Genomic DNA, 14,174 nt, shown 5'->3' with positions numbered 1-14,174 from the left:
CGCCTGGCGCCGTGAGACCGCGGCAGCGTGCTCCGAGAAGGGTGCGTACTGATGAAGGGGTTGCTCTTTCGAGAGCCGGGGAAGGTGGTGCTGTCGGATCTGGCTGACCCGACGCCGGGGGAGGGAGAGGTGCTCGTCGCGGTCAAGGCCGCTGGAATTTGCGGCTCGGACCTGCATGGTGTGAGTGACGGTATGTATCCGTATCCCGCGGTTCTCGGCCACGAGTTCGCAGGCGTCACCGAGGATGGGCGTCGGGTTGCGGTGAACCCGCAGGTGCCGTGTCGTGGATGTGGGTCCTGCCTTGCAGGTGCCTCCAACCTGTGCACTGCGAACAACATCATGGGGATCACTCGCAGTGGCGCCGTGGCCGAGACGGTCGTGGTGCCCGCGGACCGGATCGTCGAGCTTCCCGACGGGGCGTCCTGGACCGCTGGGGCCATGGCGGAAGTGGTGGCCAACGGTATCCACGCCCTCGCCCGGGGCGGTGGCGCTGCCGGAAAGAGAATCGGTGTCATCGGAGCGGGTCCGATCGGCCTGGCAACACTGATGTGCGCGCGCCACGACGGCGCCGAAACGGTCTCGATCACAGACCTGTCCGAGGCGCGCCTCGCGGTGGCCGCTCGTCTGGGTGCGGACACCGTCGACACAACGCTCGACGAGGAAGCCTTCGATCTGGTCGTCGATGCGGTGGGCACGCCGGGCACACGCACGGCATCGCTTGCTGCACTACGCAGAGGTGGGACCGCGGTCTGGATCGGTGTCAACGCACCCGAGGCCTCTCTCAACGCCTCGATGGACATCGTGGTAGGCGAACGCACAGTCGCAGGATCTTTCGCCTACACAGACGAGGAGTTCGTCGCCGCAGTCCAGCTCGCGGCCCGACACAGTTTCGACTGGGTCGACACTTATTCCCTCGATGAGAGCGAACGCGTCTTCGAGAAGCTGGCAGCGGGCCAATCAGGTTCAATCAAAGCGCATTTCACGATGGAGGCACAGCTCTGATGGGTGGACAGGTCGAGGGAAAAACGGCGGTCGTTATCGGCGGTGCCTCAGGAATTGGCTGGGCATCCGCGCGCCTTCTCGCGCAGGAGGGGGCCCGTGTCGTCATCGCCGACATCGATGCCGCAGGTGCGCAACTGCGGGTGGACGAGCTCGCTACTCCTGCTACTGCACGTCGCGTCGATGTCACCGACGAGGGATCGGTGCAGTCACTGTTCGAGGCCGCGGTCTCGGAGTTCGGCAGCGTCGAGATCATGCTCAACTGTGCCGGGATCAATCGCCCCGGCTACATCACCGAACTCGGCGCCTCCGATTGGAAACAGACACTCGATCTCTGCCTGACCGGGTCGTTCTTCGCGATCAAGCATGCAGGCCGCGTCATGGGACGCGGATCGTCGGTGATCAGTATCGCCTCTCTCAACGCCCGTCAACCCGCCGCAGGATTCGCGGGCTACTGTGCGGCGAAAGCTGGTCTCGCCATGCTCACAGAGGTCGCCGCACTCGAGTTCGGCGAGTCCGGCATCCGAGTCAACGCCATCTCACCCGGCCTGGTGGAGACGCCTCTCGTCACACCGCTCACATCGGTTCCCGCCATCCAGAGCGACTTCACCGACAACACACCTCTCCGCCGCAACGGAACACCCGAGGACATTGCGCGAGCGGTGCTCTATCTGGGCTCGGACGCGTCCTCCTGGACGACCGGCGAGGTCCTCGACATCAACGGTGGGGCACATCTTCGTAGGTACCCCGATGTGATGGCTCATCTGTCGAGCTGACCGACCGACCCGCGCAGTACAACAAGAGGCGCGATCCAAGCCGAAGGCCGTGCCGCCACCGCTGTGGCAGCACGGCCTTCACACTGTCGCCGTCTGCGCTGTCCATGTCTCGACTGCAGTCGCAGGCGCGCCTTCCGACACTGGCTTTCGGCAGTCGATCCCGTGCGGGCCGTGACTACTGCCGAACAGGCGATGCGAACACCCGGACAAGCAAACCCCGCTTCTCGATCTCGGTCTTCCCTGCACGGGTCCCCTGCGGCGAAGAAGTCGCACATCGGCAGTACTCCTGGGCGGCCTGCGACCGATGTCGCGGTGGATTGCGCGCGAACTCACCTGCTGTGAAGACGCTGTCGGGGAGTTCTCGCGAGGATCGCGCGAACTCCCCGACAGCGTGACAGTGGCGAGCGGTCAGTTGTTGGCAGTCATGTCGCTGATGTAGTCGAGAACCAGGTCACTCTGAAAGAACGGTCCCGAGGACAGTCCGTCGGGTGCTGCCGGATCGACGGACTGGATGTTTGCTTGGACCGAGCTCGGGTGCGCGGGAACGCTGAAGTCCAGCGGTGGGTAGATGCCCTCGGTGTCAGCGGTTTCGACCCTGGAGCGTGCCGCGAGGACGCCCGCCCGCGACAGGTCACCGCACGTGTGTTCGAGGATCTGTTCGAGCACGATGGGGATGGCGTAGCCGGCGGTGATACCGGTTCCGGATTGTGGCCGGGTGCCGGGGTACTGACTGTTCCAGGTGTCGAGCAGTTTGTGGGCGATGGGCGCGTCGTCACTGATGGTCAGGGAGTTCCACACGCGGGTGAAGTTCTGTTCGAGTGCCGGTGCAGCAGCGGTGTCGAGCATCGTGGTGTTCCACGCCGGGCCGACACCGACCAATGGAATGTTGGTTCCTGTCGACTCGAACAGCGCCGCGATCGTAGCGACCTGCTGCCCGGAGGCGCCGACCAGAACGGCCTTGACACCGCGATTGCGCAGATCAGTGACCTGACTGCTCAGATCCTGGTCGGTGGCCTTGATGTGGTGATCGGCGAGTGTAATCCCGACCTTGTCCGCGTACCACGTGGCGCCCTGCATCGCGCTGTTTTCCCAGTCGCCTTCGAGGAAGACCGTGCCGACGGTGTCGCCTGGTTTCACCACCCCGGTCGAGATCAGGTTGTCGAGCGCGTTGAGTGCGCTGACGTCGATTGTCGATCCGAGCACGACCAGGTGCGGGTCGCCGAGCAGGTTCGAGTTGGCCCCGGTCGGGAATGCCAGCATCTGATCGCGGTTGATCTTGTCCCGCAGTGCAGCGGTCAGCGGTGAGCTCATGATGTTCGCCAGGGCGAGGACATCGTTGTGGATTTCGTCATAGGCGACGACGCCGCGTTGGGTGTCGTATCCGAAATCCTTGACCACGAGTTCCATTTGTCGGCCGCACACGCCTCCGCGGGCGTTGATGTCGGCGATGGCCTGGTTGGTGCCGACCACCGCCGCCTTGCCGCTCGCGGCGAAGGGCCCACCGAGGTCGACAAGGGCCCCGATCTTGATGGTGGTGTCAGAGATGCCCGGAGAGTCGCTGACCGGGTCCTTTCCACATGAGGTGGCCAGCGCCGCGACGCAGGCCGCAACCACGAGGACGGTCCAAGTGCGTGGGAACATTGGTTTCTCCAGTTCAGCGGGCACGTGTGCGTGTCAGTCTGGTGACGAATGCACGGAGGCGATCACGATTGATCAGGACGATGACGACCACGGCGATGCCGTAGATGAACTGCGACAGCACTGTGGCGGACAGCCCGGGAGTGCCCGGCTCCGCCACCAACGGCAACGCGTCGGAGTACCTGACCAACAGCAACGGCAGCGCGACGACGAAGGCAGCACCGAGCACTGCACCGCGGACGGAAACCAGACCGCCGATGGTAATCATCACAAGGAAGTTGATGGACAGATTGAGGTCGTAGTAGGCCGGTACCGCTCGATCGAAAGCGAGGACCGTCAGCACACCGGCTGCGCCTACGAAGCTCGACGCGGTCACGAAGGCGGTTCGTTTGGCCGACTGGACGTCTATGGACATCGACGCCGCCGCGACCTCACTGTCACGCGCCATGTGCCATGCGCGACCGGTGCGGCCGCGCAGTAGGCGGGTTGCGATGAGCACCGCGCCGGCCAGGACTGCCAGGAACAGGTACCACCGAAGTTTCTTCGGAGCCGAATCTCACGCCGAGAACATGGATGCTCGACGCCGAACTGAACTCGAATCCGAACAACGAGAACGGTGTCACCGAGCGTCCGTCGAATCCGCCGGTCAACGGGGTCAGGTTGAGCAGCAGGTGCTGGCCGATGAAGACCAGTCCAAACGTGGCGATGCCGAGGTAGATGCCTTTCAGCCGCGCCGCAATCGGAGAGACGAGCAGACCAGCGATCGCGGCGAGACCGATCGCGGCGATCGCGGCCACGAGCGGCGGCCATCCCAGTCCTATGACCTTGGCACCGGGCGGGCCGGCCAGAACGGCATAGCCGTACGCACCGACGGCGATGAAGAAAGCGTGGCCGAGCGAGAGCAATCCGGTACTTCCGGTCAGGAGGGACAGCCCGATCGCGCCAACTGCGGCGGCCATGACGAACAGTCCGATGGACAGCACCGAGGCCTTGATGAAGAACGGAGCGAACAGCGCCCACACGGCGAGTGCAGTCCAGGCGATATTGCCGGCCGACCACCGCATGGAGCCCCGCGGGGACGCCGCGTCGGGCAATCGCTGGGCGGTGTTGAGGGCGGGGGGCTGAGGATCGAGTGCAAGGTCAGACACGGGTGAGCTCCTTGGTGCCGAAGAGGCCGGACGGACGCCAGAGCAGGACTGCGAACATGATGATGTAGGCGGTCACTTCCCCGAGTCCTTGGCCGAGGAAGGACAGGGCACCGGCGTACGAGGACACGGCGACCTGAGCGATCCCGATGATCAGCCCTCCGACGACCGCGCCGATCTGTGAGTCCATGCCGCCGAGGATGGCGGCGGGGAAGGCGAGCAGGGCGACCGCCTGGGTGGCCACACTCACCCCCGGTGAGGGGTAAGCGGTCAGTCCGATGCCGGCGATGACCGCCAGCGCACCGGCGACGAACCAGGCGGAGGCGGTGACGGTGCGCAGGTTGAAGCCGACCAGCGCCGCAGCTTCGGGATCGTCGATCGTTGCGCGCATCGCCAAACCCCAGGGAGTCAACCGCAGCGCGGCGGTCAGTCCCGCGATCAGCAGCAACGCGGCGACGATCGCCACGATCCGCGACACCGGCAGCGTGGTGCCGGCGATGTTGACGACGCTGTTTCCCCAGGGTGCATCGATGGGCAGCGAGCGTTCCTCGATCCGGCGCACCAACTCGGCGGCCAGAACGATGTTCACACCGAGCGTGAGGATCGCTGCCGATGTGTGGTCGCGGATGTCGACTCTGCTGATCAGGACGCGTTCGATGAGGACGGCAACGGCACCGGTGACGAGCAGTGAGAGCAGCGTCGCCAGCCAGAATCCGAGGCGGGGGGTGAGTACGGCGACCAGGTAAGCGCCCATCAACAAGAAGCTGGCCTGAGCGAAGTTGACCGTTCGGGTCGCCTTGAAGATGAGGACGAAGCCGAGTGCAACGAGGGCGTAGAGCATACCCAGGGAAGTCCCGTTCACGAGGATCTCAAGCAGGCGCATGGTCGGCGTTCCTTCCGGACTGGTCGCCGTGGTGTCCGGCGGACTGCGGCATACCGAGGTATGCCTCGAGGACTGCGTTGTCCGACTTGATCGCCTCGGGTGAGCCGGTCGCGATTCTCTTTCCGTGGTCGAGGACTGTGACGCCGTCGGCAAGCGCAAATACGAGGGGGATGTCGTGCTCGATGAGGACGACGGTCAGGTCCAGATCGCCGCGCAGGGCCGCAACGAGTGCGGCGAACTCGGCGCTGTCGTCGGCGTTCATGCCGGCTACCGGCTCGTCGAGGAGCAGCAGGTCGGGTTCCAGGTTCAGGGCGCGAGCGAGTTCGAGACGCTTGAGCGCACCGTAGTCCAAGGATCCTGCGGGTGAGTCGAGAACTGCTCCGAGGCCGGTGATGTGTGCGATCTCGACAGCTCGGGCAGTGTGGATGCGTTCGGCCTTGCGGTCGAGGCCGAAGATCGAGGACAGTGCCCCTGCGGTGGTCAGGCGGTGGCGTCCGACGAGAAGATTGTCGAGGACGGACTCGTGCGGCGAGATCACGATGTTCTGGAAGGTGCGGGCGACACCTGCGCGTGCGATCTGTCGTTGGGTGCGCGCACCGATCGACTGCCCGGCCCACGAGATGGTGCCCTGGTCGAAGGGGTAGATGCCGCAGATGGCGTTGAGGAGCGAGGATTTGCCCGCGCCGTTGGGCCCGATGACGGCGTGGATGGTGCCGCGCTCGACGGTCAGGTCGACGCCGTCGAGTGCGGTGATTCCTCCCATGACGACGTGCAGACGCTGTACCAGCAGTCCGTCGGCAAGCGACGGTGTTGTCCTAGTCATCGATGGGCCCATTTCGTCAGATGCTTTTGGTTGGCAGCAGAGTCGATGGTCAGCTCGTACTGATGAGCACCGCCGAGGTAGAGGTCCCGTACGCGGGAGCTGTCCTCGAGTTCTGCCGCGGATCCGTCGGCGACGATTCGTCCGCCGTCGAGAACCGCGGCGCGATCGGCCACGGACAGAGCCATCGCAGCGTTCTGTTCGACGAGTAGCACGCCGATGCCACGCTCGGCCACGGTGCGAACGATTTCACCGACCTGATGAACGAGTTTGGGGGCCAGCCCCAGGGAGGGCTCGTCCAGAAGCAGCATGCGTGGTCCGCTCATCAGTGCCCGAGCAATGGCGAGCATCTGCTGTTCGCCACCGGACAGTGTTGCCGCGTGCTGCGCACGTCGCTCTGCCAGCCGGGGGAAGATGGAGTACGCATGCTCGCGGGCCTCGTCTCGGACGCGTCGTGAGCTGGCGGTCGTCGCGCCGGCCGTGAGGTTCTCATCGACGGTGAGTGTCGCGAAGACGTGTCGGCCCTCAGGGGATTGGACGAGACCAGATCGGACGATGGCCGCGGCAGGTTTGCTCTGCAGCGGGCTTCCTTCGAAAGTTATTGTGCCGGATAGGATCCGGCCGCCATGGAAGCGGAGCGTCGACGACAGTGCGCGCATCAGTGTTGTCTTTCCCGCGCCATTGCTACCGAGCAGGGCGGTGGTGCCCTCGGTGGGAACGGAAAAGTCGAGTGATTCGAGGACTGGCGCTGCGTTTCCGTAGGCAACCGAGAGATTGGAGATGGTCAGCATCATGCTCCAAAGATGGGGGAGGCGGCACGAGGAAACGTGCCGCAGGAGGGTGCCCAGTGAGGTCCGAGGAAGTTCACCGGGGCGGTGATGGTATGCGCGAGAAGCGCCGCGAGTCGATGTTCGACCGGCCAGCGGCCAGGACTCGGTCGACCCGCTCCGTCCGGCCTGAGGAGAATCAAAACTGTTGTGTAGTTGTCCTTCTGGCGCCGTCCCCCGGTGGGCGGTGACGCCACCGGGAGACGGTGTGTGCGGGGCGGTGATCTGCGCGAACGCGTTCAGCGCGGGATGTTCTCGTAGTACGGGATGACGATCTCGGTCGTCGAGGTGACGTCGCCGAGCATCGAAGTGGTCAGCGGGTGAACGACGTCGGGGTCCACGGCGACGTTGATGCAGGCGGGCCTCCCGGATTCGAAGGCACGACGGACCGCTTCCTCGAGGTCCTCGAGCCGATCCACCCGCTCTCCGTATCCACCGAAGGCAACGGCCACCTGCTCGTATGCGCTGTCCGCGAGTTCGGAGACGACCACTCCGGAGTCTCCGTAGACGGCCTTCTGGCCGTGGATCGACATGCCCCAGGTCAGGTTATTGAACACGACGGTGACCACGGGCAGCCCGTGACGGACCATGGTGTCGAACTCTTGGATGTGGAACGCGACGGCCCCGTCGCCGGCGATGAGCAGAACCGGACGATCCGGTGCAGCGGACTTGCCACCGATCGCGAAGCCCTGTCCCACTCCGAGGCACCCGAGGTATCCCAGACGTAGGACGCTGGCGGGCTGCTCGGCCTGAATGTGGAACCCGGCCCACGCAGGAGCTTCACCGCCGTCGAGCACGTAGACCGTGTTTTCGGGTGCACCGGCGACAATAGCCTTCGCGGCGAAGTACGGGTGGATGCGCCCTGATGCCGTGGTGGGGTCGGTGTAGATCGCGCGATGGAAGTCCTTGACCGAGGCGACTTCCTTGGCCCACTGGGTTGTGTCGGCGAAGGTCCGGGTTCGTGCCGTCTCCAACAGAGCCGCCAACGTCTGCTTGCAGTCGGCGACGATGGGCACGGCGACGTTCTGTAGCCTCCCGATCTCCACCAGGTCGAGGTCGATCTGGATGATCTCGGCGTCCGGGAACGCACTTACCCGACCGCCGGTGAACATTCCCGCTCGGCATCCGAGGAGAACGACCACGTCCGGCGAGCCCACCATCTGCTTGGTCAGTGCGAGAGGCGTCGCGCCACCCGCAGCCAGGGGGTGGCTGGCAGGAATGATGCCGTCACCCTTGTTCGGCGTGAAGACGGGCGCGCCAATGGCCTCGGCGAACGCGAGGAGTTCGGGACCGCAGCCGGAGAACACCGCACCACCGCCGGTGACCAGGATGGGACGCTGCGCCGACTCGAGCAGCTTGATCGCGGCCTCGACCTGGGATGCTGCCGGCGCAGGCGCCGCAACCTCGAACGACGACCTCTGCTTGCGGGTCGCCGATTCGTCGACGGGCCGGAACATGATGTCGATCGGCACCTCGAGCAGGACCGGACCCGGGCGGCCCGAAACTGCATGCCGCAAGGCCAGATCCACCAACTCGGGGATCCGTTCGGTGTTGGTGGCCCGGTGTGCCCACTTCGTCACCGGAGCCGAAGCGGCGATCTGATCGATTCCACCCTGCAGCGGATTGGTCTCGCTCTCTCGAATCGGAGGCGCGCCGACCACGAATAGCACCGGAATCGAGTCGAGGTAGGCGTTGGCCATCGCGCTGTAGACATTGGTGAAACCCGGCCCCGAGGTCACCACACACACTCCGGGCTTGCCGGTCATGCGCGCGTAGGCATCGGCGGCATGTCCCGCCGTCGCCTCATGGCGGGTGTCGATCAAGCGAATCCCATTGGGTTCACAGGCGATGAGGAAAGCGTCGAGGTGGCCTCCATGCAGAGTGAACACCTTCTCGACGCCGGCATTGCGCATGGCGCGGGCGAGTAGTTCTCCACCGGTCATCGTCATTTTGTACTCCGTTCACAACAAAGAGAAGAACTCCGATGAGACCGCTCATCGGTCCAGTCGTAGGTCACACACACGACCGGGAATGTGACGCACTGCACGCTAGGATGTGTCCTATATCTCGTCAATCAGTGGCATTGTGCAAACATATGACGCGCAGATCGCCCCAAACCGAGCGCCTCGTGGAAGTAGTCGACTTTCTCGCAACTACCCCTCAGCGAGCCGTGAACCTCACAGACATCGCCCGCCAGCTCGATGTCGACAAAGCGACCTGTTTACCCATGCTCGCCGAACTCACCCGAGTCGGCTGGCTGGTGAAGAACCCGGACAACAAGTCCTACCGTCTCGGCCCCAGACTGGTCGCCCTCGGTCACGCCGCTACCGAGGCACTCGACGTGGTCAGCCTGGCCGGCCCCCTGCTCACCGATCTCGCCGACGAGCTGCGCTGCGCATGCGCATTAATCATTCGCTCGTCCAACGAGTTGGCCGTGGCCACCATTGCCCAACCGAAAGGGGAACGTTGTAGCACACTGGGCTTGCGCCCCGGTGACAGGATCGCCTTCCGTCCCCCATTGAGTGGCATTCTCATGGCGTGGGAGAACCGCTACGCGATCGAGCGATGGATCGACCGAGCACCGACAGCGACACCGGAGGAACGGCAGTACTACCGTGAAACCCTGGCTCGCATACGCGACCGGCGTTATAGCGTGGAACAATTCGAGCCCACCCCCCAGTCCATGACCGAACTCGTCGAGGACCGGACCAGCGCGACCTTCGGATCTCGCCGGATGGAGCTGCTCGTGCGCGGTTCGAACTTGTCCGCAGAGTCGCTCGTATCCGACATCGCTCCCGAAGCAACGTATTACCCCGTCTCGATCAACGCCGCTGTGTTCGACGGCAACCTCCATGCCCAATCGGCTGTGTGCGCCCTCGACACGGGTAAGGCGTCAGGTGCCGAGGTAGACCTAATCGCGCGCCGAGTCGTCGACGTAGCAGCAGCGATCTCCGACCGCGCTGCCGGCGTCGACAATTGACTCACAGCGACGGTCCAGTGTGGTCGAATAGCGCTTCGGGAACCACGACGTACTTCGCACGCAGGTACTCGCCCACAGCCTTGCCGACCTGGTCCACCCGCAGGTTGGACGATCCGCCGGTGCCGAGCAGTCCGCGCAAAACGAAGTGGATCGCCCCGAGATGCGCAAACTCGTGCCTGACTATGTCGAGATCCTTCGCCTCGGGCATGAGGCTGCGCAGTTCGTCGACGGTCAGTGTCCCTTGCAACCACGGCCAATGCGCGCGGTCCTTCACCCACAGACCGACGTTGCTGTTGCCGCCCTTGTCGCCGCTTCGTGCGTGCACCAGGGCACCGAGCTCGACCACGCGAGTGGGACCACTGTCGGGGACAGCAGGCGGATTCTGTTCCGGAAGTTGACTCGGCACGGTCGTGACAGCGCTCGTTGCGATCGCTTCGCGACGGCCGTCCGGCAGAACCACGGCATGAGGCACCATCGGTGCCGACAACAACGCCGGCCAGTAGTCGATACGTGGACGCGGCTCGGACACCAAGGTCGACGCACCGTCATGGAAGAACCCAGGAACGCTCTGCAGATACAGGCTTCGCAACTGGCGCCCGAGATTGAAGTCGAGAAGCGCCTCGCGTGCTGTGGCGGTGGCCATGACCCGCACGCACACTGTCGCGTCCCATTGCGTCCGAGGGTCCACCGCAGCAGTGCCGAGTCGAGTGACATCAAGATCGACGTCACTCGGTAGGTCCGCGCGAAGCTGCGATTCGAGATGTCGGACCTTCTCGTCTACCTGCGGAGCAGTGACGAAGACACTGTGGACGACCTGGTACCCGATGCGTCCGAACACGGCAACTTTGGTCGTCGGCGGAGGCGGTGATCCCGCTGCGCCGGCAACGAGAACCCTGTCGGGCTCCGACTGCTGCACCGAGACACCCTCGAGGTGGACGGTGACATCAGGGTTGAGATACCGCGGGCCCTGGATCTCGTACAGCAACTGCGCGGTGACCGTGTCGGTGGTCACATAACCATCGTGACCAGCATGTTTGGTGATGGCCGACGATCCGTCCGCAGCGATCTCGGCAATCGGGAAACCAGGTCGCAAGGTCCCCGGAACCTCGGTGAACCCGGAGAAGTTGCCACCAACGGCCTGGGGACCGCACTCGATGATGTGCCCGGCGACCACAGCACCGGCAAGCTCACCCCACTGCGTTGCCTCCCAGCCATGCCACCAGGCCGCAGGTCCGGTCACCAATGATGCGTCCGTCACCCGCCCACACACGACGAGGTCGGCGCCCTCACGAAGTGCGGCAGCGATTCCCCACCCTCCGACGTAGGCGTTAGCCGTGAGAATGTCGGCATCCCATGAGCGCAGGTCGCTGCCCGTGTCGAGGTGCTCGAAGCGGTGTCCCTGCTGCTGCAGTGCGTCCAGCTCGTCGGTGATGTTGTCGCCTTCGACATACGCCACGGACAGGACGACGCCTGCTGCATCTGCTTCGAGCCGAAGCGCTGTGGCGAGGGCGGCGGGATCGAAGCCGCCTGCGTTCGTGACGACCTTGACGCCGGTGCGCGCAATCAAACTCAGGTGCGGGCGGATCTGGTCGAGGAAATAGTCCACGTACCCCGGGTGTCCTGACCTGCTCCTCGCGGCGAGCGCGGCCAGAGTTATCTCGGCCAGATAGTCACCTACCGCCACATCGATCGGATCACCGGTGAGGGCTTCGGTCAAGCCGCTCAGCCGATCACCCAGGTAGCCCGAGAAGTTGGCAATTCGAATCGGTCTCGCAGTCATCAATCCTCGCAATCACTCAGTGCTGCAAAGCTATCGGCGGTGAGAGTTCAGGTCCACGACCAATGTGCACACACCGGTGTGACCAGATCGGTCACACCGGATCTACTCTCGTGGACGTGGAGATCTCACACCTGCGCTACTTCGTGGCGGTGGCAGACAAGCTGAACTTCACCCGTGCCGCGGAGAGCCTGCACATGGCTGTCTCGCCGCTCAGCCAGCGGATACGCGATCTTGAGCGCGAGTTGGGCGCGCCACTGTTCGTCCGTGACCGCCGAACCGTCGAGTTGACCAGATACGGCGAGCAACTGCTTCCGGAGGCGCGCGACGTGGTTCGGCGATTCGACTCGTTCACCAGAACAGCTCGTCAGACCAAGACCGAGCACGGTCGTCACATCGTACGGATCGGAATCGCACCAGACGTATCAACCACGCTGCGGACCCGAGTCCTCGACATCATCGAGGACGTAGACCCGGCCCTCGAAGTTCAGCTCCGCCCAGGCAGTACAGAACCGCTGATCGCGGCCCTGGACGCCGGCGAACTCGACATAGCCCTCGTTCACGGTCCGATCGCCTCACCCGACCTGCACACCGTCACGCTCGAGATTCATTCCATCGCGGTCATCGTCGCCCGAGGTCTGGGATTCGATGACAAGACGGAGATCGGACTCCGCGAGCTCGCGGCACTGCCGTACGCCTCGATCGCCTTCGATGCAGCACCGTTTCTCTATCGCCGCGTGGACGAAATCCTCACTCACTGCGGCGTTCACAAGCGACTGACCCTGGAAGGCCACGATTTTGCCGGACTGGCACATCTCGTGTCCAGCGGTCGAGCTTTCACCCTTGCCGCTCTCAATGGAGGAATGACAACCAAGGCTTTCGCTGGCGATCCGGTGATCTCCTTGCCTGTCACCCGGCCGAAGCTGACGATGACCACTGTTGCGGCGGTACTGGAGAACCGCACGGAACCCAGGGTCGAGACCGAGACGATAACTTCGATCCTTGAAAGTCTGCGAGCATCCCACACCGTCCCCTAGCGCGTGTGGTCGCACGTCGGTGGCGACTATCTCAGCGGTTCCGCCAACTACAGGGGCAACGTGACTGGGATACGGCGGCTGCCGCGTTGGCTCTGGAACACAGATGGTCAGTTCGGTGTGGGCGGCGAGCGTGGGGGTCTCGGCCGCGCCGCGGACGGTGTCGAAACATCGGAAGTGGTATCCAGTCGGGTGAGTTTCGGGGCTCGTGTGCAGGTGGCAGCATCGCCAGGCCGCGGCAGCGCCGAGAGGCATTGGAGTGATGCGTGCGGCGACGACAGGTCGTTGCGGACCGGCCTAACGATATGGGCGACACGCGGACCGAGGAGAGCATGATGCCTGATCTATCAGGCAAACTGTCCAGATGACACAGCTGATGACCGGAGTCGTGGTAGTGATCGCATCGCCAGGCGACACTTCCGAAGAACGCGCAGCTGTTCGCGACCAAATCAACGACTGGAACATCAACAACGGCCGGCGCGCAAATATCGCGCTTCTGCCCTGGCTGTACGAGCGCAACGCTGCCGTCCCTCGGTGGCCGCCCGCAATCCATTATCAACGCGCAGGCCGTTGATCGTTCGGATGTCGTCGTCGCGTTCTTCGACAGTCGTCTCGGCACTGAGACTGGCGTGGATGTGTCGGGGACCGCCGAGGAGATCCGACGTGCGCACAAGCTCGGAAAACCGGTGCATGTCTATTTTTCGAACGAGCCGATTCCGCGAAACGCCGACTTGGACCAGCAAGCAGCGCTTCGCGCGTTCCGTGACGAACTTGAGGCGGAGGGCTTGCTCGGCGACTACGACGACCCAGCGGACCTCGCAGGCCAGGTCATCCGAGCGCTCGAACACGACCTCGACGAGGCGGGCTGGTCTGAGACGCACCCACCCGACCTGTGAAGACCTCGGGCGCAAAGTTGAAATGGCACCACGATCACCAGAAAGAGCAGCAGGGACTCGACAAAAATGGGAAAATGAAGTACCGGACTATCAGTAACCGTCTGGTGGTCACGAACTCGGGCGACGTTGCCGCGGAGAACCTTACCTTCGAGGTGACAGGTCTTGAAGGTACCCATCTACACCTCGATCCACCGTCGGATCCGGTCAGTATCGAGGCGGATTCCTCGCGCAGCTGGGTGGCGATTCCCTTATCTAGCGGCTCGGTCCAGATAGATGCGTCGTGGACTGAGGCCGGCGACCCGAAGAGTCAACGTTCGACGATCACTGTCTGACCTCGGACAGTATCTCTGCATAAGAAGATGCAGCCTGCTGTCGCGGGATTGTCTCGTGGTGGGTGTG

At 64.0% G+C, this 14,174-nt stretch carries 15 protein-coding genes; 7 read left to right on the top strand and 8 right to left on the bottom strand.

Annotated features, from left to right (window positions below):
• Positions 1-51 precede the first annotated feature (51 nt).
• Together MLGJGCBP_RS32995 and MLGJGCBP_RS32990 are read left to right on the top strand one after the other, a co-directional pair.
• Complete coding sequence (locus MLGJGCBP_RS32995) at positions 52-1,002, top strand: zinc-dependent alcohol dehydrogenase (protein ID WP_160100929.1); 951 nt, start codon at positions 52-54, stop codon at positions 1,000-1,002.
• Complete coding sequence (locus MLGJGCBP_RS32990) at positions 1,002-1,775, top strand: SDR family NAD(P)-dependent oxidoreductase (protein WP_160100928.1); 774 nt, start codon at positions 1,002-1,004, stop codon at positions 1,773-1,775. The genes MLGJGCBP_RS32995 and MLGJGCBP_RS32990 overlap by 1 nt, the downstream gene beginning before the upstream one ends.
• A 408-nt stretch (positions 1,776-2,183) precedes the next feature.
• On the opposite strand, the gene MLGJGCBP_RS32985 is transcribed toward MLGJGCBP_RS32990, so the two are convergent.
• The 7 genes from MLGJGCBP_RS32985 to MLGJGCBP_RS32955 form a co-directional block, all read right to left on the bottom strand.
• Complete coding sequence (locus tag MLGJGCBP_RS32985; RefSeq protein WP_160100927.1) at positions 2,184-3,416, bottom strand: ABC transporter substrate-binding protein; 1,233 nt, start codon at positions 3,414-3,416, stop codon at positions 2,184-2,186.
• Between the two features lie 13 nt (positions 3,417-3,429).
• A complete protein-coding gene (locus tag MLGJGCBP_RS53290) occupies positions 3,430-3,912 on the bottom strand; it encodes a branched-chain amino acid ABC transporter permease (protein ID WP_160100926.1) in 483 nt (160 codons plus the stop codon).
• Positions 3,851-4,561: a branched-chain amino acid ABC transporter permease gene (locus tag MLGJGCBP_RS53285; protein ID WP_160100925.1), complete on the bottom strand. Its 711-nt coding sequence runs from the start codon at positions 4,559-4,561 to the stop codon at positions 3,851-3,853. The genes MLGJGCBP_RS53290 and MLGJGCBP_RS53285 overlap by 62 nt, the downstream gene beginning before the upstream one ends.
• Entirely contained in the window at positions 4,554-5,441 is an 888-nt protein-coding gene (locus MLGJGCBP_RS32970; RefSeq protein WP_160100924.1) for a branched-chain amino acid ABC transporter permease, read from the bottom strand. Before MLGJGCBP_RS32970 ends, MLGJGCBP_RS53285 begins: the two co-directional genes overlap by 8 nt.
• Entirely contained in the window at positions 5,428-6,264 is an 837-nt protein-coding gene (locus MLGJGCBP_RS32965; protein ID WP_160100923.1) for an ABC transporter ATP-binding protein, read from the bottom strand. The genes MLGJGCBP_RS32970 and MLGJGCBP_RS32965 overlap by 14 nt, the downstream gene beginning before the upstream one ends.
• Complete coding sequence (locus MLGJGCBP_RS32960) at positions 6,261-7,055, bottom strand: ABC transporter ATP-binding protein (protein ID WP_201453260.1); 795 nt, start codon at positions 7,053-7,055, stop codon at positions 6,261-6,263. Before MLGJGCBP_RS32960 ends, MLGJGCBP_RS32965 begins: the two co-directional genes overlap by 4 nt.
• 272 nt (positions 7,056-7,327) lie before the next feature.
• Entirely contained in the window at positions 7,328-9,037 is a 1,710-nt protein-coding gene (locus MLGJGCBP_RS32955; protein ID WP_160100921.1) for a thiamine pyrophosphate-binding protein, read from the bottom strand.
• Between the two features lie 35 nt (positions 9,038-9,072).
• Here MLGJGCBP_RS32955 and MLGJGCBP_RS32950 point away from each other — a divergent pair, with 35 nt between their 5' ends.
• Positions 9,073-10,068, top strand: coding sequence for an IclR family transcriptional regulator (locus tag MLGJGCBP_RS32950; RefSeq protein WP_201453259.1), 996 nt, complete (start codon positions 9,073-9,075; stop codon positions 10,066-10,068).
• A 1-nt stretch (position 10,069) separates the two neighbouring features.
• Here MLGJGCBP_RS32950 and MLGJGCBP_RS32945 read toward each other — a convergent pair whose 3' ends face one another.
• Positions 10,070-11,848 carry an acyclic terpene utilization AtuA family protein gene (locus MLGJGCBP_RS32945; RefSeq protein ID WP_160100919.1) on the bottom strand — a complete coding sequence of 593 codons (1,779 nt, stop codon included), beginning with the start codon at positions 11,846-11,848 and terminating at the stop codon, positions 10,070-10,072.
• Between the two features lie 110 nt (positions 11,849-11,958).
• Here MLGJGCBP_RS32945 and MLGJGCBP_RS32940 point away from each other — a divergent pair, with 110 nt between their 5' ends.
• The 4 genes from MLGJGCBP_RS32940 to MLGJGCBP_RS32925 all read left to right on the top strand — a co-directional run bounded on the left by MLGJGCBP_RS32940 (position 11,959) and on the right by MLGJGCBP_RS32925 (position 14,107).
• Positions 11,959-12,882: a LysR family transcriptional regulator gene (locus MLGJGCBP_RS32940; RefSeq protein ID WP_160100918.1), complete on the top strand. Its 924-nt coding sequence runs from the start codon at positions 11,959-11,961 to the stop codon at positions 12,880-12,882.
• A gap of 361 nt (positions 12,883-13,243) precedes the next feature.
• A complete protein-coding gene (locus tag MLGJGCBP_RS32935) occupies positions 13,244-13,453 on the top strand; it encodes a hypothetical protein (protein WP_160100917.1) in 210 nt (69 codons plus the stop codon).
• 61 nt (positions 13,454-13,514) lie between these two features.
• Positions 13,515-13,775, top strand: a complete 261-nt coding sequence (locus tag MLGJGCBP_RS32930; RefSeq protein ID WP_160100916.1) for a hypothetical protein — start codon at positions 13,515-13,517, stop codon at positions 13,773-13,775.
• Positions 13,772-14,107 carry a hypothetical protein gene (locus MLGJGCBP_RS32925; protein WP_160100915.1) on the top strand — a complete coding sequence of 112 codons (336 nt, stop codon included), beginning with the start codon at positions 13,772-13,774 and terminating at the stop codon, positions 14,105-14,107. Before MLGJGCBP_RS32930 ends, MLGJGCBP_RS32925 begins: the two co-directional genes overlap by 4 nt.
• The last annotated feature ends 67 nt before the right edge of the window (positions 14,108-14,174 follow it).

The organism is Rhodococcus sp. T7, from assembly GCF_009872365.1.
Lineage (GTDB): Bacteria > Actinomycetota > Actinomycetes > Mycobacteriales > Mycobacteriaceae > Rhodococcus_F.
Note: the sequence above shows the minus strand (reverse complement) of the source record. Positions and strands in the feature narration are given on the sequence as shown.